Source organism: Polynucleobacter sp. Adler-ghost, assembly GCF_018688495.1.
Classification (GTDB): Bacteria; Pseudomonadota; Gammaproteobacteria; order Burkholderiales; family Burkholderiaceae; genus Polynucleobacter.
On the sequence record NZ_CP061320.1, the window covers coordinates 2027214 to 2043486 of the forward strand.

General features: G+C 47.3%; 18 protein-coding genes. 5 read left to right on the forward strand and 13 right to left on the reverse strand.

From position 1 onward, the window contains the following. Complete coding sequence (dapF, locus tag ICV89_RS10500) at positions 1–855, forward strand: diaminopimelate epimerase (protein ID WP_215310403.1); 855 nt, start codon at positions 1–3, stop codon at positions 853–855. A 36-nt stretch (positions 856–891) separates the two neighbouring features. Here dapF and pyrE read toward each other — a convergent pair whose 3' ends face one another. After that, entirely contained in the window at positions 892–1560 is a 669-nt protein-coding gene (gene pyrE / locus ICV89_RS10505; protein WP_215308588.1) for an orotate phosphoribosyltransferase, read from the reverse strand. 8 nt (positions 1561–1568) lie between these two features. On the opposite strand from pyrE, the gene ICV89_RS10510 reads away from it, so the two are divergent. After that, entirely contained in the window at positions 1569–2351 is a 783-nt protein-coding gene (locus tag ICV89_RS10510; RefSeq protein WP_215308589.1) for an exodeoxyribonuclease III, read from the forward strand. Here the strand turns inward: ICV89_RS10510 and ICV89_RS10515 are convergent. From ICV89_RS10515 to gatC, 12 genes are all read right to left on the reverse strand, one after another. Next, positions 2344–3678, reverse strand: a complete 1335-nt coding sequence (locus tag ICV89_RS10515) for an MFS transporter (RefSeq protein WP_251370845.1) — start codon at positions 3676–3678, stop codon at positions 2344–2346. The genes ICV89_RS10510 and ICV89_RS10515 overlap by 8 nt on opposite strands. Next, positions 3671–4252 carry a methionine biosynthesis protein MetW gene (gene metW, locus ICV89_RS10520; protein ID WP_215308591.1) on the reverse strand — a complete coding sequence of 194 codons (582 nt, stop codon included), beginning with the start codon at positions 4250–4252 and terminating at the stop codon, positions 3671–3673. Before metW ends, ICV89_RS10515 begins: the two co-directional genes overlap by 8 nt. Further along, positions 4249–5388, reverse strand: coding sequence for a homoserine O-acetyltransferase (locus ICV89_RS10525; protein ID WP_215308592.1), 1140 nt, complete (start codon positions 5386–5388; stop codon positions 4249–4251). Before ICV89_RS10525 ends, metW begins: the two co-directional genes overlap by 4 nt. Beyond that, the gene (gene slmA / locus ICV89_RS10530; protein WP_215308593.1) at positions 5385–6041 is read right to left on the reverse strand and encodes a nucleoid occlusion factor SlmA; all 657 of its coding nucleotides are present in this window, start codon (positions 6039–6041) and stop codon (positions 5385–5387) included. The genes ICV89_RS10525 and slmA overlap by 4 nt, the downstream gene beginning before the upstream one ends. A gap of 22 nt (positions 6042–6063) precedes the next feature. Beyond that, positions 6064–6966 carry an acetylglutamate kinase gene (argB, locus tag ICV89_RS10535; RefSeq protein WP_215308594.1) on the reverse strand — a complete coding sequence of 301 codons (903 nt, stop codon included), beginning with the start codon at positions 6964–6966 and terminating at the stop codon, positions 6064–6066. 26 nt (positions 6967–6992) lie between these two features. Further along, positions 6993–7370, reverse strand: a complete 378-nt coding sequence (gene dksA, locus ICV89_RS10540) for an RNA polymerase-binding protein DksA (RefSeq protein ID WP_215310404.1) — start codon at positions 7368–7370, stop codon at positions 6993–6995. A gap of 225 nt (positions 7371–7595) precedes the next feature. Next, positions 7596–8657 (reverse strand): GTP-binding protein, encoded by a 1062-nt coding sequence (locus tag ICV89_RS10545; RefSeq protein ID WP_215308595.1) that lies wholly within the window; start codon positions 8655–8657, stop codon positions 7596–7598. A gap of 66 nt (positions 8658–8723) precedes the next feature. Continuing rightward, positions 8724–9725: a tyrosine recombinase XerC gene (locus ICV89_RS10550; RefSeq protein ID WP_215308596.1), complete on the reverse strand. Its 1002-nt coding sequence runs from the start codon at positions 9723–9725 to the stop codon at positions 8724–8726. Then, a complete protein-coding gene (locus tag ICV89_RS10555) occupies positions 9706–10380 on the reverse strand; it encodes a DUF484 family protein (protein ID WP_215308597.1) in 675 nt (224 codons plus the stop codon). The genes ICV89_RS10550 and ICV89_RS10555 overlap by 20 nt, the downstream gene beginning before the upstream one ends. Before the next feature lie 35 nt (positions 10381–10415). Then, complete coding sequence (gatB, locus tag ICV89_RS10560) at positions 10416–11888, reverse strand: Asp-tRNA(Asn)/Glu-tRNA(Gln) amidotransferase subunit GatB (RefSeq protein ID WP_215308598.1); 1473 nt, start codon at positions 11886–11888, stop codon at positions 10416–10418. Next, positions 11885–13402: an Asp-tRNA(Asn)/Glu-tRNA(Gln) amidotransferase subunit GatA gene (gene gatA, locus ICV89_RS10565; protein WP_215308599.1), complete on the reverse strand. Its 1518-nt coding sequence runs from the start codon at positions 13400–13402 to the stop codon at positions 11885–11887. Before gatA ends, gatB begins: the two co-directional genes overlap by 4 nt. After that, a complete protein-coding gene (gatC, locus tag ICV89_RS10570; protein ID WP_215308600.1) occupies positions 13399–13692 on the reverse strand; it encodes an Asp-tRNA(Asn)/Glu-tRNA(Gln) amidotransferase subunit GatC in 294 nt (97 codons plus the stop codon). Before gatC ends, gatA begins: the two co-directional genes overlap by 4 nt. Before the next feature lie 62 nt (positions 13693–13754). Between gatC and ICV89_RS10575 the strand changes: the two genes are divergently transcribed. The 3 genes from ICV89_RS10575 to mreD are packed head-to-tail and all read left to right on the forward strand — an operon-like array spanning position 13755 to position 16273. After that, positions 13755–14798 carry a rod shape-determining protein gene (locus ICV89_RS10575; RefSeq protein WP_046330974.1) on the forward strand — a complete coding sequence of 348 codons (1044 nt, stop codon included), beginning with the start codon at positions 13755–13757 and terminating at the stop codon, positions 14796–14798. Positions 14799–14822: 24 nt separating this feature from the next. Beyond that, positions 14823–15752, forward strand: coding sequence for a rod shape-determining protein MreC (gene mreC, locus ICV89_RS10580; protein ID WP_215308601.1), 930 nt, complete (start codon positions 14823–14825; stop codon positions 15750–15752). Further along, a complete protein-coding gene (mreD, locus tag ICV89_RS10585) occupies positions 15749–16273 on the forward strand; it encodes a rod shape-determining protein MreD (protein WP_215308602.1) in 525 nt (174 codons plus the stop codon). The genes mreC and mreD overlap by 4 nt, the downstream gene beginning before the upstream one ends.

Below are 16273 nucleotides of genomic sequence, written 5' to 3' on the forward strand. Positions count from 1 at the left end.
ATGCATGGTGCTGGCAATGATTTCATTGTGCTCAATGGGATTGATCAAGACCTTGGCAATATCACGCGCGAGCAATGGCAAAAATTAGCTCATCGTCAGCTTGGCATTGGTGCTGATCAAATATTGCTCGTTGAAAAAGCCACGCGCCCTGATGCTGACTTTCGTTATCGCATTTTTAATTCTGATGGTGGTGAAGTTGAGCAATGCGGTAATGGCTCACGTTGCTTTGTACGCTTTGTGCTCGACCAAGGCCTATCCACGAAGAATCCCTTACGCGTTGAAGTAGCACATACCGTACTAACACTTCAATCTCATGAGGATGGTCAGGTGGAAGTGGATATGGGTGCGCCAATTTTTGAACATAGCAAGATTCCATTCGATGCGGGTGTCTTAGCCAGCAAACAAGAGTTTCATGAAATACTCTACGCGCTACCTATTAAAACCCCTGCCGCACACGACAGTTGGATCGGCGTCGTGTCGATGGGCAATCCTCACGCAGTTCAAGTAGTGGGCGATGTCGATAGCGCACCCGTACTCGAAGAGGGTCCATCAATTGAGAAGGATGCTGCATTTCCCAAACGAGTGAATGCAGGTTATATGCAAATTCTCAATCGCAATCAAATCAAATTGCGCGTCTATGAACGTGGTGCTGGTGAGACCCTCTCTTGTGGCACAGGTGCCTGCGCGGCAGTGGTCTCAGGCATTCGTCGTGGCTTGTTAGACTCCCCGGTCAAGGTGCACACCCGTGGTGGCGACTTACAAATTGCTTGGAGTGGTGTCATCAATGAAGTGGTCCAACCCGTCATCATGACAGGACCAGCAATCACTGTGTTCGAAGGCGGAGTAAAAATCTAAGAACGGAGCTATGTAGCTCCAGCAACTACTAATGAATTAAATACCGTATTTTTCGCGGTAGGCTTTTACTGCTGGCAGATAACTAGTGAGCTCCGCGTTGCTTGAGACGGTTAAGAAGGCCATCAAGTCTCTTAAGTTCGCGATTGCCACCACTGGCAAGCCAAATTCTTGCTCCACTGCTTGGACTGCTGACTTATCACCAATTTCAGTAGCAGTACCCGACTTTTCCATGCGGTCCAAGGCAATTAATACTGCTGCTGGCTCTGCGCCCGCATCACGGATGAGTTTCACAGACTCTCGAACAGACGTACCAGCAGAAATCACATCATCAATAATTACTACCTTACCTTTTACGGGAGCGCCTACCAATGAACCGCCCTCGCCATGATCTTTCGCTTCTTTGCGATTGTAGGCATAAGGTACATTGCGACCCATATCAGCTAAAGCGATCGCAGTAGCTGCGGCCAACGTAATTCCTTTATAGGCAGGTCCATAGAGCATATCGAACTGGATACTAGACGCTTGCAAGGCTTTGGCGTAATAGCGGCCTAGTGCACTTAAGCGGGCACCATCGTTGAACCCACCGGCATTAAAGAAATAAGGTGAAAGGCGTCCAGCTTTAGTTTTAAACTCCCCAAACGACAAAACATTTGCCTCAAGGGCAAATTGAATAAAGTTATCTTGATTAGAATTTTTTGAGCTCATAGGCCTATATGTTACGCATCATTTCTGCCAACCTCAACGGTATCCGCTCAGCGGTCAAAAAAGGCTTCCTGCCTTGGGTTGTAAAGCAAAAGGCGGACTTTGTCTGCATGCAGGAGCTCAAGGCTCAGCAGGATGATCTGGAAGATGCCATCCTTAATCCAGATGGCCTGCACGGCTTTTTTCATCATGCTGAGAAAAAGGGCTATAGCGGTTGTGGCATCTACACCCCACATAAGCCAGATGAGGTGCTCTATGGCTATGGCAATGCGGAGTTTGATGCGGAAGGTCGCTATGTCGAAGCTCGATTCAAAAAGCTTTCAGTCATTTCCGTATACATGCCATCAGGCTCAAGCTCACCAGAGAGGCAGGAAGCTAAGTATCGCTATCTCGATTCTTTCTTACCGCACCTAGTAGAACTCAAGAAATCAGGGCGTGAGATTGTGCTGTGCGGCGACGTCAATATTGCCCACAACGAGATTGACCTCAAGAACTGGAAAGGCAATCTAAAGAATTCGGGCTTTTTACCGGAAGAGCGTGCTTGGTTAACAAACCTCTTTAGCAAAGTTGGCTACGTGGATGTCTACCGAAAGCTAGAGCCTGAAGCGACTAATGCCTGCTATACCTGGTGGAGCAACCGCGGTCAAGCGTATGCAAAGAACGTAGGCTGGCGCATCGACTATCACCTCACAACCCCGGGTATTGCAGCTAGCGCTAAACGTACGGCTATCTATAAAGATGAGCGCTTCTCAGATCATGCGCCACTCACAGTAGATTATGACTGGTTTATTTAGCGATCTGTGAATCGTGCTTTTTAAACTCGACTACTTTGAAGTGAATGGCGAGCCAAATCAGAATTAAAACTGGCGCACCAATAATCGCAGTACTTATAAAAAAGCTTGCGTAGCCAAAGTGATTTACAAAGACGCCCGAAAAACCAGCAAGCCACTTTGGCAATAAGAGCATCATCGAACTAAACAATGCGTACTGCGTTGCAGAATACTGAATATTCGTCAAAGCTGATAAGAACGCAATAAATGCTGCCGTTGCAATTCCGGAACTCAGATTATCGGCAGAGATGACCCAGATCAATCCATGCAAGTCATGGCCTTGAGTGGCAAGCCAAGCAAATAACAAATTGCTGACGGCCGATAAAATCGCGCCCAGAAATAAAATACGCATCACGCCAAAACGCAAGGTCAGAACTCCACCAACAAAGGCACCGACCAAGGTCATCACTACACCAAAGACCTTGCTAACTGCCGCAACTTCATCTTTGGTGTAGCCCATATCAACATAGAACGGGTTTGCCATAATCCCCATCACCACATCACTAATACGATAGATGGCAATTAATGACAAAATCAAAATCGCGTGCCACCCATAGCGCCGAATAAAATCTGCAAATGGCTCAATCAAAGTTTGATGTAGCCATGCCTTTGCATTACGGGCTTTGGCAAGCTCAATACGAATAGGCTCCTTGCTAAACAAGGTAGTGATCACCCCCACACCAATCGAGAGTGCCATACAAAGATAGGCAAATTGCCAGGCAGTTGGATCATAGCCAGTAGCGCCTGACTCAGCGCGAGCAGCCAACCAAAGAACGCCAGCCCCAGCCCAAATTAAAGCGAGTCGATAGCCTGTTTGATACGTAGCGGCTAATGCTGCTTGATGATCGCTATCGGCAGACTCAATCCGAAAAGCATCTAAAGCAATATCTTGCGTGGCAGAGCCAAAGGCAACCAAGAGTGCGCACCACACAATCGGCGTAAGTTGAACCTTAGGGTCAATGCTGGCCATACCAACTAAGCCAAGAACAATTAGCAACTGCGCAAAAAGTAGCCAGCTACGCCTTCTACCAAAAAATGTAGATAGCAAAGGAATGGATAGCCGGTCCACTAAAGGAGCCCACATCCACTTAAACACGTAGATCAAACCAACCCAAGTGAGGTAACCAATCGTACTGCGATCTATGCCAGCCTCTCTAAGCCAGAAACTCAGCGTTCCTAAAATCAGTAGCAGCGGTAAGCCTGCAGAAAAGCCCAAGAAGAGCATTCGGAGACAAGGCCATTCGAGATAAACCCGAAAATCTTTCAGCCAGGACTCAATCGTACTAAGCACGTCGAACGCGGAACAGCGCTAGGCTTCCAAAAAGATTAGGCATCAAAGTAACTTGTCGCCCTTCATGCAAGATGCATTGATCCAAAATCTGCAAGCCCAAGCTCGAGGCCAGCTTTTCAAAATCAGCCACTGTGAGAACGCGCACGTTAGGCGTGTTGTACCACTGGTATGGCAAGCTCTTAGAAACGGGCATACGGCCAAAGCCAACCGCTAGGCGATGTGACCAATGGCCAAAATTCGGGAAAGAAACAATTGATTCCTTACCAACCCTGACCACTTCACGCAAAATCTTTTCAGTTTCATGAATCGTTTGCAAGGTCTGTGAGAGCACAACTGTGTCAAAGCTATTGTTCTCAAACAAGGCTAGGCCACCCTCTAAGTTTTGCTGAATCACATTCAAACTTTTTTGTATGCAAGAAAGTACGCGCGCATCATCAATCTCAACCCCATAGGCATGAACTGGTTTTTGCTTTTGCAAATACTCTAAGAAACTGCCGTCACCACAACCGAGATCAAGCACTTCACTATTGGGCTCAATCCAGTTCGCTATTGCAGCAAAGTCAGCGCGCTTCATGATTTTGCCTCTAGCATTTGTTCGAAATAAGCACGAATTAGATTGTGATAACGAGGATCATCTAACAAGAAAGCATCGTGCCCATGCGGGGCATCAATTTCTACATAACTAACTTCACTCTTATTGCTAAGTAAAGACTCCACAATCTCACGACTGCGATTAGGTGGGAAACGCCAATCTGTAGAGAAGCTCACTACCAAGAATCTAGCCTGGACTTCAGCTAGGGCGCGATTTAAGCTACCCTCATAACGACGAGCCGGATCAAAATAATCTAGCGCTCTCGTAATCAGCAAATAAGTGTTGGCATCAAAGTAAGTGGAAAACTTATCGCCTTGATGGCGTAAATAACTTTCAACCTCAAACTCAACATCAAAACTAAAACGATAGTCCTGGGATTCGCCATGGGGTCTTTGCAGCTCGCGCCCAAACTTTTCTGCCATGTCATCGTCAGATAAATAGGTAATATGGCCTACCATGCGAGCGAGTTTTAGGCCGCGCTTTGGCACTACGCCATGCTCGTAGTAATTACCACCATGAAAGTCGGGATCTGACAAAATCGCATTGCGTGCTACTTCATTAAATGCAATGTTCTGTGCGCTCAGTTTTGGCGTCGAGGCGATTACCAAGCAATGAGCAAGGCGTTTTGGGAATTGAATAGACCAGGCTAATGCCTGCATTCCGCCTAAGCTTCCACCCATTACTGCGGCAAAACGGCGAATGCCTAACTTATCGGCTAAGCGCGCCTGGGTGTTTACCCAATCTTCCACCGTAATCACTGGGAAGTCTGCGCCATACGGCTTGCTAGTGGCAGGATTGATGCTCATGGGACCAGTAGATCCAAAGCAAGAACCTAGATTATTAACGCCAATCACAAAGAAGCGATTGGTGTCTACCGGCTTGCCTGGCCCAATCATGTTATCCCACCAGCCGATATCTTTTGCATCATCTGGATTAGGACCAGCTACATGGTGTGATGCATTGAGCGCATGACAAACTAGAACAGCATTACTTTTATCGGCATTGAGCTTGCCGTAAGTTTCAATAACTAAATCGTAGCTCGATAAAATGGCGCCACTTTGCAAAGGCAAGGGCTCGGCAAAATGGATAGTATTTCTAGAGAGGTTTAGCTCGCTCATTCGGATAGAAGAATGCGAAGACTGATGTCAGACGCTTCAGTTGGAAGCTTTTTAAAGCCGCTACGAGCAAAGCGATGCCAACGGCCCAAAACATAACTCATCAACATCGCCGCACGAATGCTGACTTCATCTTGAGATACATTTGCCCACGAACCACCTTGAGTTTGAGCGATACGCAGTGCCTGCTTTAAAGATGCCTCAACACGATCAAGTACTTGTGTAATACGCTCTTGCAAGCGATCGTCTTCTTGCAATAGAGCGTCACCCAAAAGCACGCGCGTCATACCAGGATTCTTTTCTGCAAAGAATAAAAGCATCTGCAAAATGCCACGCGCTTGCGCAAGCCCAGACTCTTCTTTTTGGTTAATCTGATTAATCAGACCAAAAACCGTTTGCTCAATAAATGCAATTAGGCCCTCAAACATCTGCGCCTTACTGGCGAAATGTCGATAGAGCGCCGCTTCTGAGACTTGAATTTTTGCAGCTAATGCCGCAGTCGTTACACGCTCACCTTTGGGGTTTTGCAACATCTCTGCCAACACTTGCAAAATCTGTAGGCGGCGCTCCCCCGGACGTGGGCGCTTGCGTGTCTTGCCCTCTTCGGCAGTTGTCGTCTCAATCTCTGAGGCGCTAGGGTCAAAAGAATCACGCATATTTATATCTCTTGTTCAACTCTTAACGGGAACGGATCATTGTTCCAAATGCTTGCTCTGTCAGAATCTCCAACAATAGGGAGTGCTCAATTCGTCCATCAATGATATGTACTGAATTGACGCCGCTCTTTGCGGCATCTAATGCAGAAGAAATCTTTGGCAACATACCGCCAGAAATAGTACCGTCAGCAAATAGACCATCAATTTCACGTGCAGTCAGGTCCGTTAAAAGCTTACCGCTTTTATCCATCACTCCAGGAATATTCGTCATCATGACTAATTTCTCTGCATGCAAAATTTCTGCCATCTTACCAGCCACTAAGTCGGCATTAATGTTGTAGGCCTGACCCTCTTCGCTAAATCCAATCGGAGAGATCACGGGAATAAAGGCGTCGTCCTGTAATGCTTTTACAACTGCAGGGTTAATCGCCTCAATCTCGCCAACAAAACCTAAATCAATAGTTCCACCAGCCTTTTTTTCATCGGCAACCAGCATCTTCTTTGCACGAATCAAGCCGCCGTCTTTGCCAGTCAAACCGACTGCCTGACCACCAAAGTGATTAATCAACATCACAATATCTTGCTGTACTTCGCCACCGAGAACCCACTCCACCACTTCCATAGTCTCTTCATCGGTGACGCGCATACCTTGAATAAAGGTACCAGTCTTACCAATCTTCTTGAGGGCTTCATCAATTTGCGGGCCGCCGCCATGCACTACTACGGGGTTCATACCAACCAGCTTAAGCAAAATGACATCGCGCGCAAAACTTTCTTTGAGGCGCTCTTCGACCATCGCGTTTCCGCCGTACTTAATCACAATCGTTTTACCGTGATAAGCACGAATGTAAGGCAGGGCCTCGGCCAAAATCTCTGCCTTTAATAAAGGAGGGATTTCGCTAATGGATGGGGATTGCTTAGTCATTGCTACTTTTATATTCGGTGTAGTAATTAATCGCCAAACAACTTTTGACGTAGTTCACGGCGCTCTTGCGCCTCTAGAGATAGGTTGGCCGTTGGTCGTGCAATGAGGCGGTTCAAGCCAATTGGCTCACCAGTCTCTTCACACCAACCGTAATCACCCGATTCAATGCGGGCTAAAGCCTGCTCTACTTTTTTCAATAGCTTACGCTCACGATCACGTGTGCGTAGCTCAAGAGCATGCTCTTCTTCAATCGTTGCACGGTCCGCAGGATCGGGAACCAAAATGTTTTCGCGTAAATGCTCTGTCGTTTCTGAAGCATTCTTCAGAATGTCAGACTTTAAGGTCAATAACTTCTGACGGAAAAAATCTAACTGGCCTGCATTCATATAGTCCTTTTCGGACATCTTGAGTAATTCAGCTTCTGTTAAAGGGGCACCTTTGGCAACTTTTGCGCTTGCCGCTTTACTAGGGGCTTTTGCTGCAGCCGTAGATTTCGTTGGTGTTTTTACCGTCATTTCATTCTTTCCATGGATCTAAATCATTATTGCTTCATTCTGCCAAAGTTTTACTACCCTTTTAGCCAATATTTATTAATCTTGGCCGTGGCGCGGGATTGTACTTTAAATTTCCTAGGCCAAACAGCCTTCAAGCCCAGCCAGCAGGGTGTCCTTGGGCAAATCTATCCCGATAAAGACCATGCGGGTTTGCTTGGGTTCTGCACCCCATAAACCAGCCATATCACTGCCCATCATCTGATGGACGCCCTGGAACACGACTTTTCGGTTGCTACCCTTCACATAGAGGACGCCTTTGTAGCGCAACATCTTCTCCCCGAAGACCTCCAAAATTCCGCCCAGGAAGTCCTCTAATTTTTTATGGTCAAAGGGTTTATCACTACGAAAAACGAAGGATTGGATGCGGTCTGTATGCCCCGCATGACCATGATGATCGTGGCTATGGTCATGGCCACAGCTACTGTGATCGTGGTGGTCATGACTGTGATCATGACCACAAGTAGCATGGTCATGATCATCTTGCTCCAAGAAGTGAGGATCAATATCGAGCTTCGCGTTTAAATTAAAGCCCTTAAGATCCAAAACGGCATCTAATGGAACAACTCCTTTAGAGATCCCCTGAATCGGTGCGCGCGGGTTCATATGCATTAGGCGATTACGTAAGGCGTCCACTTCGGCGGGCGTCACCAAATCCGTCTTGGTAATGAAAATTTGATCTGCAAAGCCTACTTGGCGTTGCGCCTCCTCATGCTCAGTCAGTTGCTGCGGGCCATGCTTGGCATCCACCAAAGTGACTATGGCATCCAGAACATAGTGGTCCGCTACGTCATCGTCCATAAAGAAGGTTTGAGCGACTGGGCCTGGATTAGCCACTCCAGTGGTTTCAATAACCACGCGCTCAAAACTAATTTTTTTGTCCCTACGTTGCTCCCAAAGCTCATTCAGGGCTTCAACCAGATCCCCACGGATGGTGCAGCAAATGCAGCCATTGCTCATTTGCACAATATTCTCTTGATTGTCTTGAACCAAGATGTCGTTATCGATATTTTCTTCGCCGAACTCGTTCTCAATCACAGCAATTTTTTTGCCATGCTCTGCAGTCAGGATATGTTTGAGCAAAGTGGTTTTGCCGCTCCCCAAAAAGCCTGTGAGAATTGTTACCGGAATTAACGCCATTTTTGATCCTATCAAAAGCTATAAATACATTCCCCAAACGGGAAACCTTCTATCTTACCGAGTTCCTCAAGCTTTGCCGGCTTTTGCACGAGGATGAGCCTTATCGTATGCCTGCGCTAAGTGCTGGAAATCTAAGGAGGTGTAAATTTGGGTGCTGGCAATGCTGGCATGCCCTAGCATCTCCTGCACCGCCCTCAAATCCTGAGAGGACTGCAATACATGGCTAGCGAAGCTATGACGCATCATATGTGGATGAACATGGGTTGGTAGGCCCGCCCTCATCGCCAAAGTCCGTAAACGCGCCTGAACCGTCCGGGGAGATAAGCGAGCGCCTGTTGCAGAAATAAATAAAGCCATTGATACATCTGCCTGCGCAAGCAGGTCTCGAGCTGCACGCCAGACTTTGAGAGATTGCATTGCTGGCCCACCTATGGGAACTGAGCGACGTTTGCCGCCTTTACCCAAAACCGTGACCTCTGCAGCATCCCAATCCAACCACCCGGCAGACTCCTGTTGGCGATCTTTGCTTTGCATTACATCAATCCCAAGAAGTTCTGATAAACGTAGGCCCGAGGAATAGAGCAAATCAATGATCGCTGCGTCACGCACAGTCTCTAGATCTTTTTTTTCTTCAGCCTCTTTTACGGCTTGATTTACTAAAGAGAGTGCCTGCTCAACTGAAAGTGCTTTAGGTAAAGACTTTAAACGTTTGGGTGCCTTTACATCATCAACAGGATTAGCCACTAGATTTGCAGTCAACCTTCCCGCCTGCGTATCTCGACGCGCATCTTTCTCGGTCAACCAGTCATACCAGCCACGCCAAGCAGAAAGCGCTCTTGCAATCGTGCGAGATGATTTTCCCTTTGAATGTAAGCGACCTGCCCAGCGACGTACATGAGCATTGCTTACCTTTAATAAGTCAATAGCATCATCTGCTGCCAGCGCCTGCAACTCACTGAGATCCATACGGTAGGCTTTAAGCGTATGCGGTGAGAGCTGTCTCAATACATGCAGCTCATGCAAATATTCCAGCACCAGGGGATGCAGATCAGCTGGCGCTTGGCTCATAAGCCTGGGTACGATCCAAAGCTGCAGCGGTGAGTTCAGCAATCTGACGCAAATAGAACGCGCCCATATCGGCAGTAAAACGGGACTCGTCTTTGCTTGCCAACAAAAGTACTGCTGGCGATTGCGCTACGCCAATACTTTTACCTAGCGGTAGACCAATAGCCACCATACTTTGCCACTCAGGATCGATAGTCACTTGGGTTGCCAGCAAATCCACACTCGCTGCAGCCAGCTCTTTGGCTGAGCCACATAATGGCGTATCAATCCATGGGCCAAATGCAGTATTGGGTGACAAGAGTTTTGCTGACTCGACTTCAAACACTTCGGCCAAACCTGCAGTCACTGCAGATTCCACATCCGCCTTGGTGTTGGCCCGCATTAAACGTAATAACCAAGCCACTAAGCTTTGCTGGGTTTTGTCATTACGACTTCCAAAATGCAGCATCTCACTCAAGCGACGATTGAGCTCTTGATTCTGTGTGCGCAACAAAGTCATCTGGCGTTCTTGCAAAGAGATTGCACGATCCTCGTGAGGATGTTTTAAACGAATCTCATTCAAGAGATTGGCATAACGCTCAAAAAAACCTGGGGTAGCTCGCAACCACTCTGCTACCAATTCTTCTTGCTCGGCTTGCTTAGGATCGATTGCGCTCATCTGTGTTTTTCTCGCTTATTTTCTAATTTAATTTTTTAGCTCAGCTTTTTACGCAGAAGCTCATTCACTTGCCCTGGATTAGCCTTACCTTGCGAGGCTTTCATGATCTGACCAACTAAAGCGTTAAATGCTTTTTCCTTACCAGAGCGGAACTCTTCAACCGACTTCTCGTTTGCCGCCAAAACCTTATCAATCATGGCCTCAAGTTCGCCACTATCGCTAATCTGCTTTAAACCCCTAGCTTCAATCACTTGATCAACAGTGCTGATGGCTTTGCCTGCGATAGCCTCTTCCCACAAAATTGCGAAGATTTCTTTTGCAATTTTGTTGGAGATCGTGCCGTCTGATACGCGAGTTAATAGCGGTGCCAAATGCTCTGCTTTTAGTGGCACATCTGCAGTAGCAATTCCAGCGCGATTGAGCGATGAAGCAAGCTCACCCGCTATCAGGTTAGCCGCAGCCTTTGCCAAAGACTTACCAACAATCGCTAGTAGCTCTTCAAATATCTTGGCAGTGTCGCGATCTTGCGTAAGCAATTGCGTATCGTAGGCGCTTAAGCCAAATTCGCTTTGCCACTCTTCACGAAGCTGTGCCGGTAACGCTGGCATCTTGCTGCGGACATCCGCAATCCAAGCATCATCAATCACTACTGGCAATAAATCTGGATCCGGGAAATATCGATAGTCATTTGCGTCTTCTTTACTGCGCATGCTGCGAGTCTCTTGACGATCGGGATCGTATAGGCGGGTTTCTTGGACAACTTTGCCACCATCCTCAATCAATTCAATTTGTCTACGCACTTCGTATTGAATCGCCTCTTCTAAAAAGCGGAAGGAATTTAAGTTCTTAATCTCGCAACGGGTGCCAAATTCTTTTTGACCTATAGGGCGAACAGATACATTCGCATCACATCGGAAAGAACCTTCTTGCATATTGCCATCGCATACTCCCAACCAGACCACGAGAGTGTGAAGTGCTTTTGCATAAGCCACCGCCTCAGCAGCACTACGCATCACTGGCTCTGTCACAATTTCCAACAATGGGGTGCCGGCACGATTTAAGTCGATACCACTAGATGCCTCACCGTGGGGGCCTAAGAAGCCTTCTTCATGAACCGACTTACCGGCGTCTTCTTCCATGTGGGCGCGTGTGAGCTCCACCACTTTGATTTGATCACCAACTAATATTTCCAAATGACCACCAACGACTATGGGAAGGTCCATCTGACTAATCTGGTAACCCTTTGGCAAGTCAGGATAGAAATAATTCTTGCGCGCAAAAATACTTGCTGGCGAAATCTTGGCATTTACTGCCAAGCCAAATCGAATAGCATGCTCAACCGCTTGACGGTTTAATACTGGTAATACCCCAGGTAAAGCCAAGTCAACTGCGCAGGCTTGGGTATTTGGGCCGGCACCAAAACGTGTACTAGCCCCACTAAAGATTTTAGATTGTGTTTGTAACTGCGCATGGGTCTCAAGACCAATAACGATTTCCCATTGCATCATGCCACCTCGCTTGCTTGCCGCAAATGCCAATCAGTGTTTTGTTGATATTGATGTGCTACTTGAAGCAGGCGCGCCTCAGAAAAATAGTTGCCAATTAACTGCATGCCAATCGGCAAATTACTCGCGTTGAAGCCACAAGGAACGCTCATTGCGGGCAGCCCTGCTAAGTTGGTGGAGAGTGTATAAATATCTTCTAAATACATTTGTACAGGGTCTTTTGATTTTTCGCCTAAGCGCCATGCAACGTCTGGAGCCACTGGCCCTAGGATGACATCGCATCGCTCAAATGCTGCTTGGAAGTCCGCAGCAATAATGCGACGTATTTTTTGAGCCTGCAAATAATAAGCATCGTAATAGCCATGACAAAGTACATAAGTGCCAACTAAGATGCGACGCTTTACTTCTGCGCCAAATCCTTCCGTACGTGATTTCTTATACATGTCAGATAAATCACGATATTCATTTGCTCGATGTCCGTAACGCACACCATCAAAACGACTCAAATTGCTTGAGGCTTCAGCTGGAGCTAAAACGTAATACACCGGGATTGATAGCTTCGTTTTTGGCAAACTCACTTCAAGCAACTCTGCGCCTAATTCTTGTAAAGCTTTTGCTGCAGCGTTGACTGCATTGGCCACTTCTGGTGCAAGCCCTTCTGCAAAGAATTCTTTTGGCAAGCCCACTCTCAATCCTTCTAAAGGCTTCGCTGAGTTAGCGCCGCCTTTTTTCCAAGACTGATTGAGATAGCGCCCATAGTCTTCTCCAGAATCAGCCAGCGAGGTTGAGTCGCGGGGATCATGCGAGGACATCGCCGACAGCAATAAAGCGCAATCTTCAGCTGTTTTTCCCATTGGACCCGCCTGATCCAGAGAGGAGGCATAGGCAATCATCCCGTAACGAGATACACGCCCATAACTAGGCTTGATACCAGTCAGCCCGCAAAAAGCTGCTGGCTGACGTATGGAGCCGCCAGTATCTGTACCTGTTGCAATGGGAGCTAATCCCGCTGCCACTGCCGCTGCAGATCCTCCAGATGAGCCGCCAGCAACATATTCTGAATTCCAAGGATTTAAGACTGGTCCATAGGCTGAATTTTCATTGGAGGAGCCCATTGCGAACTCATCCATATTGGTCTTGCCAAGGCAAACCATGCCAGCGCCATTTGGGTTTAGCTCATCGGGAATTCCGAGATTTGAGACTACTGTCGCATCAAATGGACTGAGGTAACCCTCGAGCATTTTGGAAGCGGCTGTCGACTTCCAGCCACGTGTCACAAAGACATCTTTATGGGCAACCGGGATGCCCGTTAACTTTCCAGCCTTGCCAGAGGCAATAATTTTGTCTGCTTTAGAAGCTTGGTCTAAACTTAAGTGAGCACTTACATCAAGATATGCATTCCAGTGCTTTCCGGCTTCAATGCGACTCAGAAAGTACTTCGTCAACTCCACACTGGAGACCTCTTTGGCGGCTAATGCTTTAGCCATCAATGCAATGGGGGTTTGATGCCAGCTCATTCGATCACCCGTGGAACTAAGAAGTAGCCATCCTGAGTAGCAGGGGCAGATTGCATGTTTTCAGCGCGATGATCTACCTCGGTCACCGCATCATTGCGCAAGGGTTGCGCCAAATCGCGCAAAAATAGAATTGGGTGCGCCAAGGGGTCGAGACCGGTGGTATCGACAGCCTGCATCTCCTCGACTAAAGCAAAAACTGCCTGTAATTGAGGTAATACCGCCTCGGCTTCTGCCTGACTTAAGTCAAGGTTGGAAAGGTGCGCAATGCGCTGGACATCGTTAAGTTTCATGGGGCGCTAGAGTATCATTCATATATATATTTTTTAACACTTACTTATTTTCCCACTACATCATGTTTGGTTTTTTTCGCAGCTACTTTTCTAATGACCTGGCCATCGACCTAGGCACCGCTAACACCTTAATTTACATGCGTGAACGAGGTATTGTGCTTGATGAACCTTCAGTTGTGGCAATTCGCACTGAAGGCGGTCCAAATGGCAAAAAAACCATTTTGGCCGTTGGAAAAGAAGCAAAAGCCATGCTGGGACGGGTTCCTGGAAATATTGAGGCTATTCGCCCAATGAAAGACGGCGTTATCGCCGATTTCACCATTACTGAGCAAATGCTCAAGCAATTTATCAAAATGGTGCATGAGAGCAAGCTACTCAAGCCAAGCCCCCGCATCATTATTTGCGTTCCTTGTGGCTCCACCCAAGTTGAGCGTCGCGCTATTCGCGAATCCGCATTAGGTGCTGGCGCATCACAAGTATTTTTAATCGAAGAGCCTATGGCCGCTGCGATTGGTGCAGGTCTACCAGTCTCCGAGGCGGCCGGCTCTATGGTCGTTGATATTGGTGGCGGCACAACTGAAGTTGGCGTGATGTCACTAGGTGGCATGGTTTACAAAGGCTCTGTTCGTGTTGGTGGCGATAAGTTTGATGAAGCCATCACAAACTACATTCGTCGTAACTACGGCATGTTGATCGGGGAGCAAACCGCTGAGTTGATTAAAAAAACGATTGGCTCCGCTTTCCCTGGTGCTGAAGTACGCGAAATGGAAGTGAAAGGTCGTAATCTTTCTGAAGGTATTCCACGCAGCTTCACTGTGACCAGCAATGAAATTTTGGAAGCGTTAACCGATCCATTAAATCAAATCGTTACTGCTGTAAAAGCAGCCCTCGAACAGATTCCGCCCGAGCTCGCATCTGATATCGCTGAGCGCGGCATGATGCTCACTGGTGGTGGCGCACTATTGCGCGACCTCGATCGTCTATTGCTAGAAGAAACTGGTCTGCCAATTCATGTTGCTGAAGATCCTCTCACTTGCGTCGCTCGTGGTTGCGGTATTGCTTTAGAGCGCATGGACAAGCTGGGCGGCGTGTTCTCACAAGAGTAATTGACTTAAGCGTCGATTAGGGAATTGCAACATAGCGCTCCACCTCTTTTTAGACAAGGCGTTCCGGCTTTAGTAAAACTGATTGTCTGTCTTTCGATTAGCATCGCATTGATGTTGATCGATTTTCGTTATAAAGCACTTGACCCCATTCGCAATAACGTCAATTGGTTATTGCGCCCCCTAGAGTATGTGATGATGATGCCGCGCAATGTATTTGAGGCGACATCAGAATATTTCACTAGTCGCGGAACTCTAGAAAAAGAAAATCAAGAAATGAAAGTACGGCAAGCGGAGCTCTCTTTGCTTGCCAATCAATCGGAGTTTCTGCTCATAGAGAACCAAAATCTACGTCAGCTGATGGATTTGCAAAAGCAAGTTCTATTCGAAACATTACCAGTCGAAATTCTTTTTAATCCACCCAATCCAATTTCTCAGCGCATTGTGATTAATCGTGGAAGTAATGACGGTCTTAAACTGGGCAATCCCATTGCAAGTGATTCCGGCATCTTAGGTCAAGTAGTGCGCGTCTACGATCACTCTGCAGAAGTGTCTCTATTAGAGGATCGTGACTTTGCGGTACCAGTACAAGTTGCACGCAATGGCTTAAGGGCAGCTGTTTTTGGAGCAGGACGCGGTAACCCACTCGAGTTGCGCTACCTTCCCGTAGCTAGCGACTTAGAAGTAGGCGATGTGTTGATTACCTCAGGTATTGATGGCGTCTACCCACCAGGCTTTGCAGTAGCTGTGATTAGTCGCATTGAACGAAATGCTGATAAAAATTCTTCTAATGTTTTCTGTGTGCCAGTTGCACCAGCAAACCGCTACCGACAGGCTCTCGCATTACTTTACGATCCACAATGGGATGCCAAAGCATCTACCGCAAATAGCAAGCCTGACGCACCGCTAACCAATACTCCAGGGCGTCGCCAAACCCGTGCGCGAGGCATGCAATGATCGACTTTCAAAGCGGGTATATTCTTCGTCCGGTAAGTGCGGTCTTTATTTATTTCAGCCTGTTTTGCGCATTACTACTCAATCTTTTGCCTATTGGTAATTACGGCTGGGTGCCAGACTGGCTAATTATTTGTATCATATTTTGGAACATCCACCAGCATCGCTACGTTGGCGTAATCATTGCATTTATCCTTGGCTTGTTAATGGATGTTCACAACTCTGACTTATTAGGCCTTAACGCTTTTAGCTACTCATTGGTGGCTTATCTAGCTATCTCCTGGCATCGACGGATCGTCGCTTTAAATGTTTTCACCCAAGCGATGCATTTACTGCCAATCTTCTTGCTAGTTTCATTATTCCCGGTACTCGTCCATTGGTTCTTAAGTGGTGAAGTCTATTGGTGGGCGCTGACCGGCGCTATTCAAGCATTGATTGAGGGAATGCTGTGGCCCTTAGCAACAAGCATCTTGCTATCGCCTCAACGTCGCCCTATTGATGTTGATCACAATCGTCCGCTTTAA

Bases quoted from the DNA above. Each gene is read 5' to 3' on its own strand.
- mreD (WP_215308602.1), top strand. From the start codon at position 15,749: ATGATCGACTTTCAAAGCGGGTATATTCTTCGTCCGGTAAGTGCGGTC.
- gatC (WP_215308600.1), bottom strand. From the start codon at position 13,692: ATGAAACTTAACGATGTCCAGCGCATTGCGCACCTTTCCAACCTTGAC.
- ICV89_RS10545 (WP_215308595.1), bottom strand. From the start codon at position 8,657: ATGGCGTTAATTCCGGTAACAATTCTCACAGGCTTTTTGGGGAGCGGC.
- gatB (WP_215308598.1), bottom strand. From the start codon at position 11,888: ATGATGCAATGGGAAATCGTTATTGGTCTTGAGACCCATGCGCAGTTA.
- ICV89_RS10550 (WP_215308596.1), bottom strand. From the start codon at position 9,725: ATGAGCCAAGCGCCAGCTGATCTGCATCCCCTGGTGCTGGAATATTTG.
- metW (WP_215308591.1), bottom strand. From the start codon at position 4,252: ATGAAGCGCGCTGACTTTGCTGCAATAGCGAACTGGATTGAGCCCAAT.
- argB (WP_215308594.1), bottom strand. From the start codon at position 6,966: ATGACTAAGCAATCCCCATCCATTAGCGAAATCCCTCCTTTATTAAAG.
- dapF (WP_215310403.1), top strand. From the start codon at position 1: ATGCATGGTGCTGGCAATGATTTCATTGTGCTCAATGGGATTGATCAA.
- ICV89_RS10510 (WP_215308589.1), top strand. From the start codon at position 1,569: ATGTTACGCATCATTTCTGCCAACCTCAACGGTATCCGCTCAGCGGTC.
- ICV89_RS10525 (WP_215308592.1), bottom strand. From the start codon at position 5,388: ATGAGCGAGCTAAACCTCTCTAGAAATACTATCCATTTTGCCGAGCCC.
- ICV89_RS10575 (WP_046330974.1), top strand. From the start codon at position 13,755: ATGTTTGGTTTTTTTCGCAGCTACTTTTCTAATGACCTGGCCATCGAC.
- ICV89_RS10555 (WP_215308597.1), bottom strand. From the start codon at position 10,380: ATGAGCGCAATCGATCCTAAGCAAGCCGAGCAAGAAGAATTGGTAGCA.
- gatA (WP_215308599.1), bottom strand. From the start codon at position 13,402: ATGAGCTGGCATCAAACCCCCATTGCATTGATGGCTAAAGCATTAGCC.
- pyrE (WP_215308588.1), bottom strand. From the start codon at position 1,560: ATGAGCTCAAAAAATTCTAATCAAGATAACTTTATTCAATTTGCCCTT.
- slmA (WP_215308593.1), bottom strand. From the start codon at position 6,041: ATGCGTGATTCTTTTGACCCTAGCGCCTCAGAGATTGAGACGACAACT.
- dksA (WP_215310404.1), bottom strand. From the start codon at position 7,370: ATGTCCGAAAAGGACTATATGAATGCAGGCCAGTTAGATTTTTTCCGT.